13 protein-coding genes and 1 tRNA gene are annotated in these 15,102 nt (G+C 60.0%); 7 read left to right on the top strand and 7 right to left on the bottom strand.

Annotated features, from left to right (window positions below; all coding sequences use genetic code 11):
• Nucleotides 1-58: 58 nt before the first annotated feature.
• Nucleotides 59-2,338 (top strand): methyl-accepting chemotaxis protein, encoded by a 2,280-nt coding sequence (locus tag N5D22_RS11090; RefSeq protein WP_279655062.1) that lies wholly within the window; start codon nt 59-61, stop codon nt 2,336-2,338.
• 112 nt (nt 2,339-2,450) lie between these two features.
• A complete protein-coding gene (locus tag N5D22_RS11085) occupies nt 2,451-4,007 on the top strand; it encodes a phospholipase D family protein (RefSeq protein WP_279655061.1) in 1,557 nt (518 codons plus the stop codon).
• Between the two features lie 30 nt (nt 4,008-4,037).
• On the opposite strand, the gene N5D22_RS11080 is transcribed toward N5D22_RS11085, so the two are convergent.
• The 5 genes from N5D22_RS11080 to N5D22_RS11060 all read right to left on the bottom strand — a co-directional run bounded on the left by N5D22_RS11080 (nt 4,038) and on the right by N5D22_RS11060 (nt 12,345).
• The gene (locus N5D22_RS11080) at nt 4,038-4,871 is read right to left on the bottom strand and encodes a response regulator (protein ID WP_279655060.1); all 834 of its coding nucleotides are present in this window, start codon (nt 4,869-4,871) and stop codon (nt 4,038-4,040) included.
• 162 nt (nt 4,872-5,033) lie between these two features.
• The gene (locus N5D22_RS11075; protein WP_279655059.1) at nt 5,034-7,547 is read right to left on the bottom strand and encodes an FAD-dependent oxidoreductase; all 2,514 of its coding nucleotides are present in this window, start codon (nt 7,545-7,547) and stop codon (nt 5,034-5,036) included.
• Between the two features lie 219 nt (nt 7,548-7,766).
• Nucleotides 7,767-8,123, bottom strand: coding sequence for a hypothetical protein (locus tag N5D22_RS11070; RefSeq protein WP_279659036.1), 357 nt, complete (start codon nt 8,121-8,123; stop codon nt 7,767-7,769).
• Entirely contained in the window at nt 8,093-9,142 is a 1,050-nt protein-coding gene (locus N5D22_RS11065) for a hypothetical protein (protein WP_279655057.1), read from the bottom strand. The genes N5D22_RS11070 and N5D22_RS11065 overlap by 31 nt, the downstream gene beginning before the upstream one ends.
• 536 nt (nt 9,143-9,678) lie before the next feature.
• Complete coding sequence (locus N5D22_RS11060) at nt 9,679-12,345, bottom strand: mechanosensitive ion channel family protein (RefSeq protein ID WP_279655505.1); 2,667 nt, start codon at nt 12,343-12,345, stop codon at nt 9,679-9,681.
• Nucleotides 12,346-12,466: 121 nt separating this feature from the next.
• Between N5D22_RS11060 and N5D22_RS11055 the strand changes: the two genes are divergently transcribed.
• From N5D22_RS11055 to N5D22_RS11035, 5 genes are all read left to right on the top strand, one after another.
• Nucleotides 12,467-12,721, top strand: coding sequence for a GlsB/YeaQ/YmgE family stress response membrane protein (locus tag N5D22_RS11055; RefSeq protein WP_279655056.1), 255 nt, complete (start codon nt 12,467-12,469; stop codon nt 12,719-12,721).
• A gap of 155 nt (nt 12,722-12,876) precedes the next feature.
• Nucleotides 12,877-12,952: transfer RNA gene (locus N5D22_RS11050), tRNA-Lys, on the top strand.
• 207 nt (nt 12,953-13,159) lie between these two features.
• Nucleotides 13,160-13,411, top strand: coding sequence for a hypothetical protein (locus N5D22_RS11045; RefSeq protein ID WP_020810465.1), 252 nt, complete (start codon nt 13,160-13,162; stop codon nt 13,409-13,411).
• A gap of 203 nt (nt 13,412-13,614) precedes the next feature.
• Nucleotides 13,615-13,842: a hypothetical protein gene (locus tag N5D22_RS11040; protein WP_279655055.1), complete on the top strand. Its 228-nt coding sequence runs from the start codon at nt 13,615-13,617 to the stop codon at nt 13,840-13,842.
• 290 nt (nt 13,843-14,132) lie between these two features.
• A complete protein-coding gene (locus tag N5D22_RS11035; protein WP_003524758.1) occupies nt 14,133-14,321 on the top strand; it encodes a hypothetical protein in 189 nt (62 codons plus the stop codon).
• A 127-nt stretch (nt 14,322-14,448) separates the two neighbouring features.
• On the opposite strand, the gene N5D22_RS11030 is transcribed toward N5D22_RS11035, so the two are convergent.
• Together N5D22_RS11030 and N5D22_RS11025 are read right to left on the bottom strand one after the other, a co-directional pair.
• A complete protein-coding gene (locus N5D22_RS11030; RefSeq protein WP_279655054.1) occupies nt 14,449-14,697 on the bottom strand; it encodes a hypothetical protein in 249 nt (82 codons plus the stop codon).
• A 152-nt stretch (nt 14,698-14,849) separates the two neighbouring features.
• Nucleotides 14,850-15,102: hypothetical protein (locus N5D22_RS11025; protein ID WP_279655053.1), on the bottom strand; the 253-nt coding region annotated here is incomplete at its 5' end.

The following is a 15,102-nucleotide window of genomic DNA, read 5'->3' as shown; positions in this document are numbered from 1 at the left end:
ATTCCTGTGAAGCGATTGCTCGCGCCGTGTTTTCAAACCGGCGCATTGGAGAATGAGGATGTTTATGAAAACCGCAACCGCCCGCAATATGTTCGCCATCGTTTTCGCCGGTGTTTTGACGACCGTGGCGACCGCCGGCGTGCTTTTATGGCTTTCCTATCGGGCGGTGGAAGAACGCTCGATCTCCGAGATGCACAACGCCGCCAACACCAGCGCCGCCAATGTCGAGACGTTTTTTGCGCATGCGACGACGCTGGGTGCGAATATGCGCTCTGCGCTCCACACCGAGAAGGAAACGGGTAACCCGAACCGTCAGTCCATAGACCGCCTGTTCAAGCGGTTGCTCGAAGACAGCCCCTTTGCGGTGGGTATCAGCACCGGCTGGGAACCCAACGCTTTCGACGGCATGGACAAGGAATTCGCCAACACACCGGGCCATGACGCCACAGGCCGTTTTGTGCCCTATTACGCACGCAAGGACGGAAAGGCCGTCGAGGAGCCGCTTGTCGATTACGAGACCCCCGGAGCGGGCGATTATTATCTCGTTCCGCGACGGACCGGCAAGGACCTCATGACCGAGCCCTACGTCTACCCCATCAACGGCAAAGACGTCTTCATGACGTCGTTCATGGCGCCGCTCATGCTGAACGGCAAGTTTGCGGGCGTGATCGGTGTCGACATTGCACTCGATTCCCTCGCCGCCGACCTCGCGAAGCTGAAACCGCTCGGCGAGGGTTATATCGCGCTTCTCAGCAGGGACGGCAGTATTGTCAGCCATCCCGACGCCACGACGCATGGCAAGGCCCTGAAGGATTCCGGCCTGGACGCCGCCGCGTGGCAGGCCCTGATCACCAACCCGGGCACCGCCCGCGAACTGACAGATGCCGCCGGCATTCGCCACATGATGCTGGCCGTGCCCGCCCATGTCCTGCCGGACACGACCTGGTTCGCCATCGTCTCCGTACCGAAATCAACGCTTTTCGCCCATCTCTCCACGCTCGCCGTCACCTCCATTGCTGTCATCGCCATCGCCGCCGGGGCCATGGTCGCCATCGGCTGGCTGCTTGCAGCCCGTTTCGGCAAGCGTCTCAACAAGGTTATCTCCGCAACCAGCCGGATCGCAGAGGGGCGGACGGATGTGGATCTGTCCGAATCCAGCCGCCGCGATGAAATCGGCGAAATGGCCCGCTCGCTTGCCGTCCTGCGCGACGCGACAATCGCCAAGGTCCGCCTTGAGGAAGAGGCCGAGCGGAACCGGGCCTTGTCCGATGAGGAGCGTGCAGAACACGCCGCCGAGGCCGCCAAACGCGACCGGCAGACGCGCGCCGCCGTTGAAGCTCTGGCGGAGGGCTTGCAGAAGCTTGCCGATGGCGACATGACCCATCGCATCGAGGCCGCCTTCGCGGGGTCGCTCGATCAGGTTCGCCACGACTTCAACGCATCGCTTGAAAAACTGCAACTGGCGCTTTCCGCCGTCGACAGAAACGCCGAGGCCATTCGATCCGGCTCGGAGGAAATCCGCGCGGCTTCCGACGATCTCGCCAGACGCACCGAACAGCAGGCGGCTTCCGTGGAGGAGACGGCGGCTGCGCTCGAAGAGATAACAACCTCGCTCAAGGACGCGACATCGCGTGCCGACGAGGCCGGCCAACTTGTGGAACGCACCCGCATCGGGGCGGCAAAATCCGGGGAGGTCGTGCGCCGCGCCGTCGAGGCGATGGGAGGCATCGAAAGCTCGTCGCGCGAGATTTCCAGCATTATCGGCGTTATCGACGAGATTGCCTTCCAGACCAACCTTCTGGCGCTGAATGCGGGCGTCGAGGCGGCGCGTGCGGGTTCAGCGGGCAAGGGCTTCGCTGTGGTTGCCCAGGAGGTGCGCGAGCTAGCGCAACGCTCCGCAAATGCCGCCAAGGAGATCAAGGCGCTCATCACCAAGTCGGGCGAGCAGGTTCATATGGGCGTCACCCTTGTCGGAGATACCGGCGCGGCCCTGGCGGACATCGTCGGGCAGGTGCAGGAGATCGAGCGGAACGTGACGGCGATTGTCCGCTCGTCACGTGAGCAGGCGACGGGGCTGAACGAGATAAGCGCGGCCCTGAACTCCATCGATCAGGGCACACAGCAGAATGCAGCCATGGTCGAACAACAGACGGCGGCCAGCCACGCGCTTGCAAACGAGGTCACCGCACTGAACCGGCTGATCGCCCAGTTTCGATTGACCGGAAATGAAGTTTCGACCGCTCCGCCGGTCAACATGGGTGAAGCCGACCGGCGTCCAGCCCTCTCCGGCGCCCGCGCCCTCGGCGACAGGCTCGGCAAGGCTTTCGGCATCCGATAGGTCGGAAACCGACGCTGCCTGTCATGACGCATTGCATTGGCATGTGAACGCTTTACCCACTCGCGCGTTTTCATCCCGCCTGATAGTCTTCGGGCGGGAGCGATCAAAACAAGTGACTGCATTTACGGTCTTCATCGTCATTCTTCTTCTGGTCATTGGACCGAGCCTGTTCGTCGTCATCGGCAAGCAGCGGGAAAAGGCCATTCCCAAGCGCCCTTCCACCGCCCTGCCCCCTGTCGAGGACGAAACGGCGCTGGACCGGCACTGGCAGTCGATAAGGAACGGCTGGAACGAGAAGAATGCGCTCTGCCTGCTGCATTCCAATCTCGATGCCTTTGCCGTCCGCGTCGCCACGGTCCGGGCCGCCGGACGCAGCCTCGATCTCATGTATTACATGTGGAATGCCGACCTGACCGGACGGCTGATGATGCGCGAAGTCATCGCCGCCGCCGATCGCGGCGTGCGCGTGCGACTGCTGCTCGACGATCTCGGCGTCTCCATCTCAGACCGCGTCTTCCACGCCATCGACAGCCACCCCAATATCGAGCTGAGGCTGTTCAACCCCACCCGGGCGCGGGAAAATATGCTGCATCGCAGCATCGAGCTGGTGCTGCGTTTCCGCAGCGTCAACCGCCGCATGCACAACAAGGCCTGGATTGCCGATGGGCGGGCCGTCATCGTCGGCGGGCGCAATATCGGCGACGCCTATTTCGATGCGGCCGAGCGCGCGAATTTCCACGATTTCGACATTCTCGGTTTCGGCAGGATCGTCGCCGACGCCACCGAAATCTTCGACGATTACTGGAACAGCGCCGTTTCCGTTCCCGTGCGGTCGCTTCTGGCGCGACGGCCGAGCAAACTTGCCCGATTGCGGCGCGAACTGGACGCCTTGCCGAAGAGCGATGCCGCCAAGCCCTATCTGGAACGCGTCGAAAGCCAGTATGACCGCGACCATTTCCTGATGTCGGACCGTCTGCACTGGGTTGAGGCGGCGGATATTCTCGCCGACCCGCCTGAGAAAGCGGCGGGCAAACGCCGCAAGGGCCACAATTTCCTGATGGAAAGCCTGCTGCCGCTGATGCAGGCGGCAAGCGACAGCCTGCACATCACCTCCCCCTATTTCATTCCCGGCAGACAGGGGGTTGGGATATTTTTGCAGCTCGCGGAAAACGGCGTCTCTGTCGCCATCCTTACCAATTCGCTGGCCGCAACGGACGTGGCGGCCGTGCACGCCGGTTATGCCCGCTATCGCAAGCCGCTCCTGCTTGGCGGGGTGCGCCTGCATGAGCTGCGCGCGCAGGCGGATCAGCCGAACTTCACCCTGCGCGGTTCGGGGCAGGCAAGCCTGCACACCAAGGCCTTCACCCGCGATGGCAGGACAGGCTATATCGGCTCGCTCAATTTCGATCCTCGCTCCGCCTCGCTCAACACGGAAATGGGCGTCGTGTTCAACTCAGCCCCGCTGGTTGCCCGCATGGACGAGATATTCGCCGAGGAAATCCGCCGCAGCATGAGCTTCGAACTGGCGATCGACAAAGGCAGGCACATCCTCTGGATGACGGACGAACAGGGACGGACGAAGACCTACCGGCGCGAACCCGACGCGGCCGTCAGCCGCCGCATCGTCGCGGGCATCATGCGTTTTCTGCCACTGGAATCGCAGCTTTGACAGGCAAGACCGACCTCGGGAAATTCCGCCTCAGGCCGCCGGCCTTACCCCCGCCTTCGCCAGCTGTATCTGCACCAGCGTATCGAGGTTCTGGTTGACGCGGCAATAGAACTCCTCATCGATGAAGGGCCGCAGCATGAAATCATTGCCGCCCGCCTTCAGGAACCGCGCCGAAAGCAGCCGGTTGGTGGAGGAGGACACGCCGATGATGCGCAGCTCATGCGAGCCGCGCACGGTGCGGATGCGCCGCGTCAGTTCGAAACCGTCAATATCGGGCATGTTGTAATCGGTCACGACGAGGCCGATATCGGGATTGGCCTTCAGTATATCGAGCGCCTTCGCACCGCTATCCGCCAGGCTGACGCGGAAATTATAGCGCTTGAGGCGGCTCGAAAGCAGCGCCCGCGCCGTCGGGCTGTCATCGACGATCAGCACATGGTGGCGGTGGTTGGTGAGAAAGCGGCAGACGGATTCCGTCAGCATATCCACGGCGAAAATATTGTCTTTCAGAATATAATCGACCACATCCTTGGCGATCAGCGTCTCGCGCGTCGCTTCATGAAAGGTGCTGGTGAAAACGATGGTCGGGATCGAAAGATCGATCAGATATTCCAGCGCCTCGCCCTTTTCCGCCCCCGGCAGGTTGATGTTGGAAATGGCGAGCGTCACCGGCTCCGGCGAATGTTCGTAGCAGGCCTGCAATTCCTCGAAATTGCGGCACACTTCCACGGAAACGCCGAGCAATTCCTTCAGCCGCATGCTCACCATCTGGGTGAACACATTGGTGTCTTCCGCCAGCAAGATGCGGCTGTTGGTAAAAGGCACGCCAGAATATTGCATGCCCGTGATGCCGAGAAAATTCATTCTGCCCCGATCCCCCATCGAATGTCAGGGGAAAATAGCAGGCGCATTTTTCAGAATCATTAATAGCACTTTTGTTGGGAAAGCAGTTGAGCATATGCTTACTTAAACGGAAATACGGCCCACGAGGGGCCGTATTCCGACTGCGGGAGGGGATATTTTGTCTCAGGCGCGCAGAAGCGCATTTTCCGTATCGAACGGGCTTTCTTCCACCACTTCGGCATCATAGGAGGTGCCGAGAATGCGGATTTTTAGCTTGGTGCCCACGGCCGCATATTCCGGCTTGAGCATGGCGAGCGCGATGGATTTGCCGAGACGCCAGCCGAAACCGCCGCTCGTCGCACGGCCCGCAAGCGCGCCGCTTTCATCGAAGATCGCTTCCGAACCGCGCGCATCGACATCCGTATTGCCTGACACGGTGAGCGTCGAGAACACCCACTTCACGCCGGCCTCCTTATAAGCCACCAGCGCATCGCGGCCGATGAAGCTCTTCTCCGGGCGCAGGAAGCGGTCGAGACCGGATTCATAGGCGTTATATTCCACCGAAAGCTCGCGCCCCATGTTGCGATAGGATTTTTCGAGCGACATGGAGACCATGGCGCGGATGCCGAAAGGCTTGATGCCGAATTCGGCGCCCGCTTCCATCAGCCGGTCGAAGATGTAGTTCTGCATCTCGATCGGATGGTGCAGTTCCCAACCCAGTTCGCCCACGAAGTTGACGCGCAGCGCATGCGCCGTCGCCACGCCGACGGAAATCTGCCTGCCGGTGAGCCAGGGGAAATCCTTGTTCTCAAGGCTGGTGCGGGTCAGCTTCTTCAGGAGATCGCGCGACTTCGGACCGGCAAGCACCAGCACGCCGTATTTCTGCGTGATCGGCTGCAGCACCACGGAACCATCGGTGGGCGCAAGGCGGCGCAGCACGTCATGGTCATGCGCTTCGAGACCACCGGCCGAAACCATGTAGAAACGGCCCGGCGCCCATTCATAGACCGTGAATTCGGCCTTCACGCCGCCATTCGGCGTCAGAAGATGGGTGAGCGCGATACGGCCGCGCTTCTTCGGCACCGCATTGGCGAGAATGCTGTCGAGCCATGCCCGCGCGCCGGGGCCGGAAACCTCCATCTTGGCGAAGGCCGACATATCGAGCACGCCGACATTCTGATGGACATTCTTCACCTCGTTGCCGACATGTTCGAAATAGTTCGAGCGGCGGAACGACCATTTCTCGACGATACGGCCGTCATCCAATGCCGGCGCATGGTTGTGGCTGGTGATGACATCCGCACCCACGCCGAGGTCTTCCTCGCGCAGCGCATAACCTTCCGGCGCATACCAGTTGGCGCGCTCCCAGCCATAGACGGAGCCGAAAACGCCGCCGAGCTTCTTCAGGCGGTCATAAACCGGCGTCGTCTTCAACGGACGGGCGGCGGAGCGCTCCTCATCCGGATAATGCATGGTGAAGACGTTGGCATAGGCTTCCTCGTTCTTGGCGATGAGGTAACCTTCCGTCGCGTAAGGGCCGAAGCGGCGCGGATCGACGCCCATCAGGTCGAGCGTCGGCTCGCCGTCGACGATCCATTCGGCCAGCTGCCAGCCGGCGCCGCCGGCAGCGGTGATGCCGAAGGAATGGCCTTCATTCAGCCAGAAATTCTTCAGGCCCGGTGCGGGGCCGACGATCGGGTTGCCATCAGGCGTATAGGCGATAGCACCGTTATAGACCTTCTTGATACCCACCTCACCGAAGGCCGGAACGCGCACCATGGCGGTTTCGATATGCGGCATCAGGCGGTCAAGCTCTTCCTGGAACAGCTCATATTCGCTGTCATCGGAGGGACCGTCGACATAACAGACCGGCGCGCCGACTTCGTAAGGACCGAGGATCAGACCGCCCGCTTCCTCGCGCATGTACCAGGCGGAGTCGGATTCGCGCAGCACGCCCATTTCCGGCAGACCCTGGCGGCGGCGCTCCTGGATGGCCGGGTGCGGCTCGGTGACGATATATTGATGCTCGACCGGAATGACCGGAATGTTGATGCCGACCATCTCGCCGGTCTTGCGGGCAAAGGAGCCCGTGCAGGAGATGATATGCTCGGCGATGATCTCGCCCCTGTCGGTCGTCACCTTCCAGTGACCGTCTTCCAGCTGCTCGATGGCGGTGACCGTCGTGTTGCGGTAGATGGTTGCCCCGCGATCACGCGCGCCCTTGGCGAGCGCCTGCGTCAGATCGGCAGGCTGAATATAACCGTCATCCGGATGCTGGATGGCGCCGAGCAGGCCGTCCGTCTCGCAGAGCGGCCAGATTTCCTTCACCTGCTCCGGCGTCAGCATGTTGACGCGCACGCCGATGGTCTCGGCAATGCCGGCATAATACATATATTCGTCCCAGCGATCCTTGGTGCGGGCGAGACGGATGTTGGACACCTTGGAGAAGCCGACATTCATGCCGGTCTCTTCCTGAAGCTCCTCATAGAACTTGACGGAATATTTGTGGATCTGGCCGACCGAATAGCTCATGTTGAACAGCGGCAGAAGCCCGGCCGCGTGCCAGGTGGAACCGGAGGTGAGCTCCTTGCGCTCGATGAGCACGCTGTCGCTCCAGCCCTTCCTGGCAAGATGATAAAGCGTCGAAACGCCAACGACGCCGCCACCGATCACCACCGCCCGTGCATGTGTCTTCATTTACAGAACCCCTGAAAAGCGCCGGCCTCGCCTTATTCCGCCGACATTGGATGGGAGGAATATGAAGCGCTCGGTCGCCGTTCAGCCGCCTGATTGCGACATGGCCATAGGGTGCTGCGACAGGGAAGAAATTGCTGTCACGGGGGTGGGCTTCTGCGCTGCCGCCGCCCCTGTGGAGGCGGCGACACTGACTGGCGAGTATAGCTCCGATATTCAGGGCTACCGATTCTGAAGCCGCCTCTGCATCTCAAGCATCTTTGGTTGATCCAGCTTGAAATCTTCGAGCATCTTATTGCCCGGAACAATAATGGTTTCTTTGAAAACAGGGGCTCCGGGCAGATTGTGAATGCCTCCTCCGCCCGCTGCCGGTGGTGGAGAAACCGGAGACTCCTCTGGATCATTTTGGATGGGAATTTCGCAGGGCGGAATCTCAAATTGACAACCGGCAGCCAGCGGGGAAGCCCCGCCTCCTGCGTTCTGCGCGAATGCATTTGGAGCAGGGGCAAAAAAGAAGCTAACCAGTCCGAACAAAATCGATGCGTTTTTCATTTTTGCACCTCCGTCGATGTCGCGCATGCCCGCGTCGTGCCTTTTACTTTCTTATCGGCGGAGGCCTTTGCCAGATCGTCCCTCCAAGCAGGTGTACTGCCGCGCATACCCAGCGAAACAGAATTGAAGCCAATAACGAGGGGCCGGGCAAAACGACGTTCGGAGAACAGACCCGAACTATTGGCGCTGCGGATGGCATTTTCAGCAGCGAGCTTTTCCTTCACGGCAGCGTCCTCCGGGGTTTCCTTGGGCCGGTCAGTTGCCGCCGAATTCACGGCATCCTGCAATTGCTTCATGTCCGGCTTGCCACCAGCCAAATTGGCTTCCAGCAGCCGCCCACGGCCATTCGTAACCTTCACGCCACGCGTCAGAAATGCCTGCCGCACCACAATCAGCCGGATGTCATAGATGTAGCGCAGACCGCAATCTTTGGTTTCCGCACTTCGCAAAATGTCTCGGCCGAGAATATAGGAGAGCTTCTCGCGCAGATATTCATCGTTACAAAGGAGCTGCGTTTTCTTGCCGGCACAAAACTGAATCAATGCATATTGAGCGTGAAAAGGATTGATGGCGTAGGTCTGGACGTTCTGAAGCTCGATTTCCTCGACATCAGCACGCGCGCCGCCGAAACCGATAGTGTTCCAGAGCCCGGCCATGCCTTCCCGTCGCTCGATCTTGATAACCGGGAAAAGCACATCCTTCACCTCAAGACCCGAGGTCGTGCCATTATTCTGGACTTCGCTGCGCGGCTGCGAAAGGGCAAGCTTTTCCTCACCCTGCTGCCAGGTATTGTCACCGAAATAAGGGGCTTCCGATTTCAGGGAAAGGTATTGTCGAAGGTCCGGTATCTGCGTCACCTTGACGTAGCGGCCAATGAAGGATTCGCTCTGGAGATCGTCCGGCAGCGACTTGAACTTATGGCCTGAATCTACGACTTCGGCGATGATATCGCCGACGTAGATGTCCTCCTGGGGCGGATAGACCGGCGTTATGCCGAGCCTTCGGATGGATTCATTCCAGCGCTTCGGCAGGTAATCGTCGGTCACATCCGTCTCACCCATCAGGAAAAACAGACCCGCCGAGCCGATAACGACCCCCGCCGTTAGAAGGGACAGCCTGGCGGCATGGGGCTGCATCCACGCCCAAACCCCCTTCAGCTTCTCCCGAAGAGATGTTTTCGCCGAAACCGGGCCCGGAGGCTGGGCAGACTGGGCAGACTGGGCAGACTGGGCAGACTGGGCAGGCTGGGCAGGCTGGGCAGGCTGGGCAGGCTGGGCAGGCTGGGCAGGCTGGGCAGGCTGGGCAGGCCCTGCATTCTCATCGACTGGATCCGGCATTTGAACCCCGACAGAAAAATAAACTAAACAATAACCACAATATATCAACTTACGGTTTATATAACAATACAGTCTTAACGGGTATTTTTATGATATTTTCTTGCCGAAAGCCGGAATATCCGGCCTTCACCCAGTAAAAAGTCTTGCCCGAGCGTCTCGATCTTTCACCGCGACGAAATCGGGCGCGGGAAGAACCCCGCGCCCGAAAGATACGGCCTCTTTGCCGCAGGAATTGCGGCGCTCCGTCAATTGTCCTTGCCGGTCGCCTTTGCCGCGGGTTTCGGCTCGGCAGCCGTCTTTTCGCCCGCCGTGCCGGCATCCTTTTCCGGAGCTGCCGCCGTCGCGGGCGATGCCGCTCCCGTATGCGACACCACCGCCTTTTCACCCTCCTCCGCAAGCAGGGCCGCCAGCATCTGCGGGTTGGCGTCGCCTTCCATGTGGATATTGAGGTTGCGCTGCGGGAACGGGATGTCGATCCCCTCCTCCCGGAAGCGGTGGAGGATCGCGATCCGGAGCGCGTTTTTCACGCCGAGCCCGTTCGACAGGTCGGCGAGATGGAAGCGCAATTCGAAATCCAGCGAGAAATCGCCGAACCGCAGGAATTCCACATGCGGCTCGGGATTGCGCAGCACCGACGGCTGGGCGCGCACCAGTTCCAGCAGAATATCCATGACCTTCTGCGGATCGGAATCGTAGGAGACGGAAACGGGAATTTCCGCCCGCATGATGCGGTTGCGGTGTGTCCAGTTGCCAACGGAAGAATTGATGAATTCCGAATTCGGCACGATGATCGACTGACCGCGGAAGGTCTCGATCTCGGTGGCGCGCACCGAAAGCCGCTTGACGGTGCCTTCCGTCGTGCCTGTCACCACCCAGTCCCCCACCTTGAAGGGGCGTTCGACCAGCAGGATGAGGCCGGAGACGAAGTTGGAGACGATGTTCTGCAGGCCGAAACCGATACCGACCGAAAGGGCCGAAGCCACCAGCGCCAGGCTGGAGAGGTTGAGACCGGCGGAGGAAACGCCGAAGATGGCCGCCACCGCGATACCGAGATAACCGATACCGGTCTTGACCGAGTTGCGCACCCCGGCATCCACCTGGCCGCGCGCCATGACGTTATTGTCCAGCCACTTCTGGAACCAGCGGGTGATGATGTAACCGATGGCGAAGACAAGGACGCCGCCGAAAAGGCCGATCAGCGAAATGGAGGCATTGCCGACGGTGATGCCCGTCAGGAGACGATAGGCCCAGCTTTCGATGTCGCCCGGCTGGAAACCCCAGGAAAACAGGATGAGCGGCACGCCGAAGGCAAGCGCGACGGCATAGATGCCGAGCCCCGCGGCAAGACCGGCCTGATCGAGCGCCACCACGCCAAGCCCGAAACGCCGCGCGAGATAACGGCCGGCAAGCGATTCCGCAAAGGCGCCCTGCCGCGAGATCGCCTTGCCCGAGAGAATGCCGATATACATCGTCGCCAGCACCGCGCCGGTGGCGACGATCTGCGTGGCAAGGAAGCGCGCCAGCCCGACATAACCCGTCAGGCAGGCGCCGATGAGGACGAGACCGCCCACCCGCAGCAGGATGACCAGCCAGCGCGGCAGGCGCTGGTTGCCGGTCTCGTAATCCTGCCCCTCGCCGATCACCGGCCGCAGGAATGACACTGTCAGCAGGATAAGGCCGATGATGATCGAGGCGACGAAGCTTTTGGCAACAGTGACGATCAGCGGCGAATAAAGCGTCTCGCTGATCGCGCCGAACAGGTAATCGAGCCCGTTGACGAGCGCCATCAGCAGCACCGCCGAGGACAGCGTGTGCGCACCGCGATTGGAAACCTTGAGCAGGCGCCACTCCGGCTGCGTCGGCGCGAAGATCGCATAGCTCAGCCGCGACACGAAATAAACGAAGCCGGTGACCGCCATGGCGCCGAACAGGATCGGCGCGATATCGGATCGCAGCACATTGAAATTATCGAGGAAGAACGCCGATGTGACCAGGAACAGGAACAACGACAGCGACTGCACCATGGTCGACCAGAAGGCCACCGAAAGCCGTCGCAGATAGGAAGGCTCGCCCGTAAACGCCCGCCGATCCATGCGGCTGCCAAAAAAACGGTAACCCACCACAAGAAACAGCAGCCCCGCCATGATCGACAGCGACACGGCCCCGAACATCGGCAGGCGCTTGTAACTCCAGACGAAACTCACCCAGCTGCTGAAAGCGTTGTTGAGGTTGGTCAATTCGGTCAGAAAGGCGGAGGACGCATCGCCCAGCGTCTGCGCCGAAACTTCCGTGCGCTTGAACAGCGTGGCGGCGAAAAGCGCCCGGCGAACGGCGGTGATATTGTTGGAGATCTGCGCGGCGTTGGTGGCCGTGCTCTCCACCTCGCCGGCAATCGCATTCACCTCAGCCCGTTCCGCCGTCAGCCGGTTTCGCTCCTCCGTCACCATGCTCGCTTCCGGCGGCTGGTCATCCGCCGGCGGCGCGCCGAGAGCGTCCAGCCGGGTCTTGATCTGGTCGAGACGGGTGCGCAGCTTGGTGTTGGCGGCGGTTGCATCGGCGGCGATGGTATCGGCGCGGCCCTTCAGGTCCACAAGCTGCACATCGTCGCTGCCGCCCGCTTCCACCTGCCTGGCGATCGCCGCGACATCGGCCTTCCATTTCTCAAGCTCCGTCCTTGCCTGTTCGACGGTCGAAACCTGGATCGCCACCGGTGCGGGGGGCGTGCCCTCCTGCGCCGAAGCCGGCATCGCCGACAGAAGACCGCCGAACAGGCACAGCACCATGGCCATCATCGCTGCCATGGCAGTCCTTCGCCGCCGATCCGGCGTCAGCCCATCGAACATCCGCATGCCATCCATCCATCCGCCGAACATCAACCGCACATCCATGCCTTTCGTCTCATTGCGCCGCATCAGGCTATTTAGCGCCTGCCGCACGGAAAACCACCCGCATGAAGCGAGGTTTTCAGGAGTTTGCCTTGCTTTTCACCACGAGAATCATCACCTTTGATATGCAGCAACATGGGAGGAAATCATGGAATCTGCTGGCATTGGCTGGATCGCAGCCATCATCATCGGTGGTGTCGCCGGGTGGCTCGCCGAACAATTCATGAAAAGCAATATGGGTGTTTTCATGAACATCCTTCTTGGAATCGTCGGCGCGATCGTCGCCAACGCCATCCTATCGGTGTTTGGAATCGTTTTGACCGGCTGGCTCGGTTACCTCATCGCCGGCTTCATCGGCGCCTGCATCCTCATCCTTGTCGGTCGGGCTTTCAGGCGCGGATGAATAAAGGCAAAAATCCGTAAAACCCCGGATTTCCAGACTTTTCCAGCGCGGCTGAAATTTTTTCGTCACAAAAATCGAAGAAATTTCATTTCCGCGCTGGACAAGCCCAAACTTCCCCTTTATACGCCCCCTCACACCGCCACACGGTGCCGGTCGGGTGATTAGCTCAGTTGGTAGAGCAGCTGACTCTTAATCAGCGGGTCGTAGGTTCGAGCCCTACATCACCCACCAAATTCCTCCTGAAATGACAAGACGTTGCGATGCTAGCTTGAAGCATCGCATAAGCGTGCCAGGCTTTCGCCAGGGCCTTCGCTTTCGATAATGGTTGCGCATGGAGCAGCCCTCGTCACCCGCAGAGCGCGGCTGCGCCACACGCCTGCAATTCCATTTCCATACGCTTCTGCTTGTCCCTTCCCCAAAGCTGTCTCAATCGTCCTTATGATCGGGACCATGAGATTGCTCATCAACATATTGCTTTTCATCCTCGGCGCGGTCGGGAGCGGGATATGTGCGTTTTTATTGTCGGCAGCGCTGGCCGATTCCGGGTTTCTCGGCTCCTGTTTTGAGGGAAATTGCGCCTATGCGGCGCTTTTCATGGTGCTGCCCGTCACATGGTTCGTGCTTTTTGCGCTTTATGTCATGGCGCTGTTGATCTGGCGGCGAAAACCTTTCCGGAACGGAAGGCTCTGAAAAACGAGCATGGCGGCGTCATCGCTACCGCAGGCTCGTTGACAGCGATCGAGACTTGCCGTTAACGTCCGCCTGCTGGGGGATTCGCTGCCAGTGATATGTGGGCCTGTAAGGCTTACCCGATATCACCGGCCTCTGAATGTGCATGTTCCGATTTGCGTCTCGCGTATGATGGGCATGCCGGAAAACAGGGAGACCAAAGGATGCGGGCCGCAATCAATTCCCCGTCACTTTCGATCGACACCATGGACTATCAGGCCGAGTGCCAGTTTGCGCTCGAACCTTCCATTCATGGGCTGATCGAAAAAGCGGAACATGCCGGCTGGAACCGCCAGCAGGCCGCCCTTGCCATCGTCGCGCTCGCCAGCGAGCATCTCACCGATCTGCTGTCCGCCGGCGTTCCCGCGCCGGATCAACGTCCCCTCTCCTGATCTCCCCCTGAAACCGGGCGGATTAGCGCCCGCGTATCGAAACAACATCGCAAAAATCGACACAGCAGACCCGGAGTGTCACAGCCGACACTGCCGGAACAGGTCATGCCGCAAGGATCGCCGTGTGGCGCAAAGCCGATCTTCCCCCGCATCCGCATATCCCGATGCGGCTCGCCGCATCCACGGTCGCTCATCGCGCCCTGCGTGGCGGTCCCGCCGGCACGTCTGCCATAGTGTTGACACAAGCCGCCAATAATGAGAACATAAAGTGAACATTATGGAGGTCAGCGATGAACACAGCAGACGCAGCCATAGAAAATGCCCTCTCCGTTGTCGCCCGTTCCCGCGACATGCGCGAACGCGCGCTGGAGCGGCGGCGCGAGCTGCAGCGGCGAACGGAAGTCATCATCACCCGGCCGCTTTACGTGCTTAAAAAGAACGAAGGGCCGAAGCAGCTGTCGCTGAAGCTCGACAGCTAGCGGCCGATGAAAATGCTCGAAAAAGCGCAGGCAAAAAGCGAAACTGCCAGCCTCGCCCGGAAAGCAAAATCCCGTGCGGATCACCTCACGCACGGGATTTCTAGAATGAAGAGGTCATTGTCTTGTCTTATTGCATGCGTTGCATTGCGGCTTCCGGTTCACCGGTCGTCGCAACCGTCGCAGGCAGGCGGTCGGTCTTTTTCAGGATGACGACTGGCTTTTCCGCCGGCTCTGTCGGCGGAACGATGCTTGCGGTCTTGAATTCACGATCTACGGCAGGAACGGAAGCATTGATCTGTTGATGACCTGCGCATTCCGCAAACGCTGCACTGGCGGAAAAACCAAAGACAGCGGCGATAATGAGAACTGATTTCATGTCATTCTCCCTTCGCTTTTGTGGCAATCTCCAGTCTAGGTGGAGACGAGCCGGATTAAAAATCACAGTTTAGAGACATCTAAAGCTTTCGATCATTTCGGCACTCGTCGTCATCAATATGCGGAGCCAGGCAACAGGCAAATTCCCTGCCCTTATTTCTTCCGCACATCCAGCGGGTTTCGGCAAAGCGGCCTGCGAAATATCATCGCCACGTAACTTCCCTTCAGGGAAATGAGGCTTGGCGTATAAGTCGAAACCTTTGCCGTGTTGGCGGCCTTGATCGTTCTTCCCTCAGAGGAATTCTGCTGCATGGCACGCCTCCTTCCATGAGCGATAACGAAAATGCGCCGGTCTTGTTCCGTATCGCCCTCTCGTTGCAGCCAGAGATCAAGGCGCTGCCAGTTG

The organism is Agrobacterium sp. GD03872 (genome assembly GCF_029840625.1).
Classification (GTDB): domain Bacteria; phylum Pseudomonadota; class Alphaproteobacteria; order Rhizobiales; family Rhizobiaceae; genus Agrobacterium; species Agrobacterium fabrum_A.
The sequence above is the reverse complement of the archived record's forward strand: the minus strand, read 5'-3'. Positions and strand labels throughout refer to the sequence as shown.